Source organism: Rhizobium mesoamericanum STM3625 (assembly GCF_000312665.1).
GTDB lineage: Bacteria > Pseudomonadota > Alphaproteobacteria > Rhizobiales > Rhizobiaceae > Rhizobium > Rhizobium mesoamericanum.
This window is the reverse complement of record NZ_HF536773.1, coordinates 772391-778390: the sequence shown is the minus strand read 5'-3', so window position 1 is coordinate 778390 and position 6000 is coordinate 772391. Positions and strand designations below refer to the sequence as shown.

6 protein-coding genes are annotated in these 6000 nt (G+C 58.5%); 3 read left to right on the top strand and 3 right to left on the bottom strand.

Annotated elements, in window-relative coordinates:
- Positions 1 to 111 precede the first annotated feature (111 nt).
- On the bottom strand, positions 112 to 375 hold the full coding sequence (locus BN77_RS23880) for a DUF982 domain-containing protein (RefSeq protein WP_007536912.1): 264 nt from the start codon (positions 373 to 375) through the stop codon (positions 112 to 114).
- 218 nt (positions 376 to 593) lie between these two features.
- On the opposite strand from BN77_RS23880, the gene traI reads away from it, so the two are divergent.
- A complete protein-coding gene (gene traI, locus BN77_RS23875) occupies positions 594 to 1241 on the top strand; it encodes an acyl-homoserine-lactone synthase (RefSeq protein ID WP_040678705.1) in 648 nt (215 codons plus the stop codon).
- 238 nt (positions 1242 to 1479) lie between these two features.
- Here traI and BN77_RS23870 read toward each other — a convergent pair whose 3' ends face one another.
- On the bottom strand, positions 1480 to 2196 hold the full coding sequence (locus tag BN77_RS23870; protein WP_007536910.1) for an autoinducer binding domain-containing protein: 717 nt from the start codon (positions 2194 to 2196) through the stop codon (positions 1480 to 1482).
- Positions 2197 to 2397: 201 nt separating this feature from the next.
- The gene (locus BN77_RS23865; RefSeq protein WP_007536909.1) at positions 2398 to 3078 is read right to left on the bottom strand and encodes a winged helix-turn-helix domain-containing protein; all 681 of its coding nucleotides are present in this window, start codon (positions 3076 to 3078) and stop codon (positions 2398 to 2400) included.
- An 831-nt stretch (positions 3079 to 3909) separates the two neighbouring features.
- On the opposite strand from BN77_RS23865, the gene BN77_RS23855 reads away from it, so the two are divergent.
- Positions 3910 to 4605, top strand: a complete 696-nt coding sequence (locus tag BN77_RS23855; protein WP_007536906.1) for a winged helix-turn-helix transcriptional regulator — start codon at positions 3910 to 3912, stop codon at positions 4603 to 4605.
- Positions 4595 to 5980, top strand: a complete 1386-nt coding sequence (locus tag BN77_RS23850; RefSeq protein ID WP_007536905.1) for an amidohydrolase family protein — start codon at positions 4595 to 4597, stop codon at positions 5978 to 5980. Before BN77_RS23855 ends, BN77_RS23850 begins: the two co-directional genes overlap by 11 nt.
- Positions 5981 to 6000: the final 20 nt, after the last annotated feature.

Sequence of the window (6000 nt, the reverse complement as noted above, 5' to 3'; positions counted from 1 at the left end):
CAGCCGTGCTCGGCTAACTCTTCACCGCCTCCACTTTTGGACCGCTTCTGCTTATTGTCGAAAATGCTGGTGGTCACGCCGCGCCGGGTCTCGGCGAAATCCCGCTCCAGCTCAGTGCACGACAGTAATTACCGGAATTCCTGCTTCCTTGGCCGCGCGAATGAGTGCTGCGCGAGCATCGTGGGCCGAGGCATTTCCATGAATTGCATCGAGGCAGGCTCTAACCGCCACAACGTAGTCCTCGCCATCGTCGCTTGGCCATTCGGTAATCAGCGCCGCGGCAGCGTCGCCAAGAGAGGTGACGATCCTGTATTTTTCCGGTCCGCCCATCACGAGCATCAGAGGGACGAAATCTCCACTTCTGTGCCAATTCATTACACTGCTCCCTCACTGCCGTTCACAGAACGGTAACCATGCAAAAACCGTTCCCCATGCGCGCTACAGCGTCCGGTCTCGAACAGTTCTCTGCTGCTTTCTGCGCGGCGCCTGCAACGCACAGCCTCCAGCTCGCCGACCCGCAGATTTGCGAGTGGATATGATCGTCGCCTCCATGCACGGTTTTGGGGTCAGACCAACGGCTGAGGATCATGACGATGCAGGTGGTGGCAATTTGCCGAGCTGAAACATCCGCCGAGTTGCGGTTGGTCGAAGACATGTACCGGCTGCGCGCGCAGGTCTTCGGCGAGCGGCTTGGCTGGGTCGAGTGCCGGGACGATTGCGAACGCGACGAGTTCGACGCCTTGGACCCGACCTACATTCTCGCTGTAGATGCCGGTAATCATGTCATCGGCTGCGCGCGGCTCCTGCCGGCCTCAGGCCCGACCATGCTTGAGAGCGTCTTTTCATGTTTGCTTGAGGGGAGAGCCCTTCAATCGCATCCAGGGATGGTCGAGAGTTCCCGTTTCTGCGTCGACGCCGTTCAGAAGCCCGGCGCTCGTGGACATTTGCTTAGCGAGACCACGCAAACAATGTTTGCCGCAATCACGCACTGGTGCTGCATCAACGGTTACAGCGAGATTGTGACCGTTACCGATGTCTATCTCGAACGCCTTCTCAATCGTGCGGGCTGGCCACTCAGGCGACTTGGTGACCCGCAGCTCATCAATGAGACGAGGAGTGTTGCAGGCATTCTGTCCGCCGATCGCCCAAGCTTCGAGCGATTGCGTCCAGCCGGTTACCAGGCGAATTTTGCGCGACCGGAGCTGAAGAGTGGTGGGAGGGCAGCGCCGGAGTGGCCTTGATCTGTTCGCAAACGCGGCGATGCTCTCGGCCCCAAGCAGAGCGACTGCCTGATGAGAGGACGAGGCAAAAAAGCTGCTCACGACCGACGATCGGTTTTCTTCGAGCCCAAGCAGCGGTCATGGCCCGTCATGCCAAGGATCGACGTAAGTTGGTTCGACTGACGAGCCTGATCCTCGCATCAGCAACTCATCGCGTAGGCCGATCGCAGGTCCAAAATATCAGCGGCGATCGTCACGCTTAGATGAGCCGAAGCTTGATGGCGCGTGAGATGGCCTGTCTCAGGTTCTTGACGTTGAGTTTCGCCCGCACGTTGTCGAGATCCCAGCGAACCGTGTGATAGTTCACGCCAAGGATCACGGCGATATCCATCATGGTCTTGCCGGCGGCTACCCATTTCAGGCAGAGGGCCTCTCGGTCCGTAAGGCCGGGCCTTCTACGCGTCGTCGGGCGATCGGTTCCGCCAAAACGAGAATGCAAAAAGGCAACGGAAGTCGCCGCCGCGAGACATTCGACATCACGTAAGGCAATCGGTTTGAGATCATAAGGCGACGCGAGTGTCAGCATCGCCGTCTGCCCGAAGCTTACGCGGATTGGAACGGTCAAGCCGGCCCGAATGCTGAAGGCGGAAGCGGCATCCCAGAACCCGCGCTCCTCCTGCGTTGCCCGTCGCCGTTGCTCGTTCACGCTCCAGGAAAACGCGCGCATGATGCGCTTGCCCATGGTTACGACAGGATCGACAAGCGTGTAGGAGCGATCAAAGTAAATTTTCTGCCAGTCTCGCGGATAATTTGACACCGCAAAGCTTCCAGCGCCCATCGTGTCCAGATTGAGATAGGCAAAGCGATCGTAGCCATAGCTCGTGGCAATTTCAGCCACCGCTTTCTTGAGCGAGGCCTCCGTGAGGGTGGCGTGGGACGAATTGGTCAGCTCCTGAAAAAGGGCACGTATACGCATCTCTCGATATGCCTCCCTTAAGGCGCAAACGTGTTGGCGCCGACGCAGACGCCGAGCGACATCCTTGCGCAATTCGATTGAATTCATTTGCAGCAGCGCGACGTTCCAGCCCAACCGGCGGCAGCCAGCGCCTATGGATAGTTGCGCGGGCTTGGCGCTTCAAATGAAAGCGCATGACCGAAACAAAACTTAACAGTCATGTCAGGTTTGTGGGTAGCCGGGGACCGCCGGAGGATTTCGCGCATCGCCCTCATCGATGACAACGTCTGCCGTTAAAACGTAGCCGCCGAGCCTCACCGTCTTGATGAGGCGTGGCCGTTGCGGATCGTCTTCGATCTTTTGGCGCAGCCTGCTGATATGAACATCGATACTGCGCGCCACCGGTCCGGCAAGGCCTGCATGCGTTAGTGTCAGCAGTTCCTCGCGTCCCATCAGTCTGCCCGGATTGCGACAGAAGGCCAGCAACAGATCAAATTCCGCTGCGGTAAGATCGACGATCTGTCCGCCAGAATCCAGGAGCAGGCGCTTCATCAGACTGAGGCGGAAACCGGCGAAGGAGAACACCGTTTGCCGCTCGGGCGGCGGCTTATAGGCGTACGAGGCGCGTCTTATGAGGCTATTGGCACGCGCAATGAATTCGGCAGCGGAAAGGGGAGGCGACATGCAGTCGTCGGCTCCGGCACCCAAGGCCTGGACAACCAGATCGGGGTCATTTGGCGGCAGGATCATCAGGATGGGAACTGCGTCGCTGGATCGCACCTGTCGACAAAAGCGGATCGCCTCATACCGCAAGCAAACGGCATCGATAATTAACAGGTGGTATCGCGACCGATAGAGATGTCTGCGAAGTTGGAGCATGCTGTGCACGACTGTTGTCAGCATTCCCTCGCTTTCGATCGAAGCCAGCAAGGGAAGAACATCAGTGCCACCGCAAACAGCAATGATGACATTCGGTCGAATCTTTGGTCTCCGCCTGCTGCGAGTGCTTCCGATTTTGCCGCCCAGCCCACCCGAACCGGCTGCTGATTAGACGGCTAATCGCTCTATAGTTGCGGCGAATTCCAAATGTGCCAACTAACATCTTTGTGGGTAGTGAAATGCTGTTGGAGGTACCAACCTATGCGAGCGTCCTGCTCGTTTGGCGCCAGACTTCCCGAGTGATGGCGAGCGATCCGCCTGAGCGTCAAGCTACCGATGCGTTCACAACAGACGTATCCACAATGCGAACGATCTCCTTGCGCAAACGCTCACATTTCGGATCACGGCAGTTCAGGCAAGGCGAGCGGTGCTGCTGTGTCTTGCTGGCTGGATCATTACGTTCCGGAAGGTCCGGCTGAGGCGGTATATCGGGCGTTTCAGGCTGATTGCACATGGCGGGCTCCCCTATGGATCGACAACGCCCAGATCATGCGTCCGCTGATCATGAACGACCAATTCCATGACAACTCGATTGATTGGTCCAGGCTATCGGTCGCTTCATCGATGACATGAAGCTCAGATGCGCCGAGTGCCAGGCAAGGGCCAGGTGAAAGGGCCAGGTGAAATGGCGGGTGAGGGCGGAGTGTCGAGGGGCGCCGTATTCATCCGTCTGCGTGGTTTGTTCGACGGGGACGGAAATCTTTCTTAATCGACCGATGAGCGGGATTGTTTGAAGCGCCGTCGATCTCGTGAGATTGTAGGGCAAAGAAACACAACGACAGCGACAGTACGCCCATGAGACCGACGATTGTCATCGGCTCGGGGGATGGCGATCTATGCTTCATCGCGCGCTATCTCCTGGATCAGGCAGGCTATGAGACAAATCTTCAGCCGGAGGCGGATGACACTGTCTTGGCCGTCCGCCGCGTCAGCGCCTGCGCGCTCCTGATCGACGGCAGGCTGCCGGGCGCAATTTCGACCTGCGAAGCGCTGTGCACTCTGCGGGCGCAACGACAGCTCGTTGTCGTTGCGCTCGTCGATCCGGGAGCGCACGGTCAGGGTCTTGCATTTCTCAATGCCGGAGCGGACGAGGTCTTCACCCGACCGGTCCCGCCAACCCACCTTGTTCGCGCCTTGATAGCGCCTGTGGCAAACCGGCGCCTGATCCATGGAGACCTCAAAATGGACCTCTCGGCGCGACGTGTATGGCGCGCCTCGGTGCCGCTTTATCTTCCTCGGATCGAGTTTGCCATTCTTCGGTGCTTTCTGCTTGACCCGGACAGGGTGTTCGACCGCAGGACGATCATCCGCAATTGCTGGCCAAACAGGGTCTTTGTCGATCCGAAAACAGTAAATGTTCATGTCGGTCGATTGCGCAAAAGACTTCAGGCGAAAGGAGCCTCCGACCCCATTCGCTCGGTGCGGGGCATCGGCTATGGCCTGCAGGCAGCAGATCTTTCGGAGGTCAAGGGGGGCGGCAATGGCGTCTGAACTTCTCGTCGTTAACGGCCAGATTGTGACAGGAGACGGCTCGACCATCCATGACATCGGCTACGTTCGGGTTCGCGGTCATCAGATTGTTGAGGTCGCTGCAGGATCCCCGAACGCTGCAGTCGACGCCATCGTGATCAATGCCGCAGGATGCACTGTTATCCCAGGCGTCATCAACGCGCATGCGCATGGCTGCATCATCGGCCCCTCGATGCCGAGTGGTTCGAAACCTGTGCCCGCCACCGATGTCGAATATTTCCGAAACCGTCATCTCCTTTGCGGAACGACGACGCTTCTCAACGTCTGCGGGCTCGCACTGCCCGATGAAATCGACGGAGACGGACTGAGCCGACATCCATTGGACATTCATGTCACCACCGCACATACGCCAAGCAACATTCGGGCCGCGATGGAGATTGATGGCGAAGGTCTTGGCGATCGGCACCTGATGGCAACGATCGAGGCGATGATTGATGCCGGCGCAAAAGCGCTTGGAGAGGCTGGGGGCGGCCAGACACTTGGAGGAGGGGCCCAGGATTACCGGTTCATCCCCGAAGCGGTATTGGCAGCAACTGGTGTCAGGCTTTCTCCCAGATGGGCGAGAAGGCTGAAGGAAACGATCCTCGGGCGAGCCCTTGATGGGGATAGTGCAGCACCAGCCGAGGTGCTTGAAGAGATGATTGCCGAATGCGGCTTGGCGTCGATCATCGAACCGAAGCTGCTCGTGCAGCTTATCAGAAAAACCGTCATGCCACCGGTTGCGCTTTCTCTAGAGGGGCTGGCGGAAATTGCCGCGTCATGCGAGCGTTTCGGCCTGCCTAGCATCTTCCACCATGCGCTTCCGACGGCCCGCACGCTGATTGCCTTGGCGGACCGACACCCTTCGGCGCGCATTGTTGCAGCGCACGCCAACCATCCCTCTTTTGAACCGGAAGAATGCATTTCCTATGCGCGAGAACTCAAGAAGCGCGGCGTCGTCATCGATGTTTCGACGCTCGATTGCATCATAACCCGATGGCGCAATGCGCCGGCCAATATCGATCTTCTCGTCGCTGAGGGGCTCGTCGATACATTATCGACCGACTTTGCCGGTGGTGACTTTGACAGCATTCTTGCCGCAGTCCATCGCATGGTACAACGCCGGCACCTGACACTTGCGCGTGCCGTTGCGCTTTCGACCGGCAACGTTGCCCGTGTCTTTCCCGAGCTTGCGGGCGACCGCGGCCTTCTTGCGGCTGGAAAGCGCGCGGACATTGCCGTTGTGGAGAGCCATAACCTGGCCCGCGTCCGGCACCTGATTGTCAACGGACGGCTGACTTTGCAGAACGGCATGGCAAAAGAAGCTGCCTTCCAGGATGTTGCACACCAGCCCTAGCCGCCTGCAATCTGATCAAG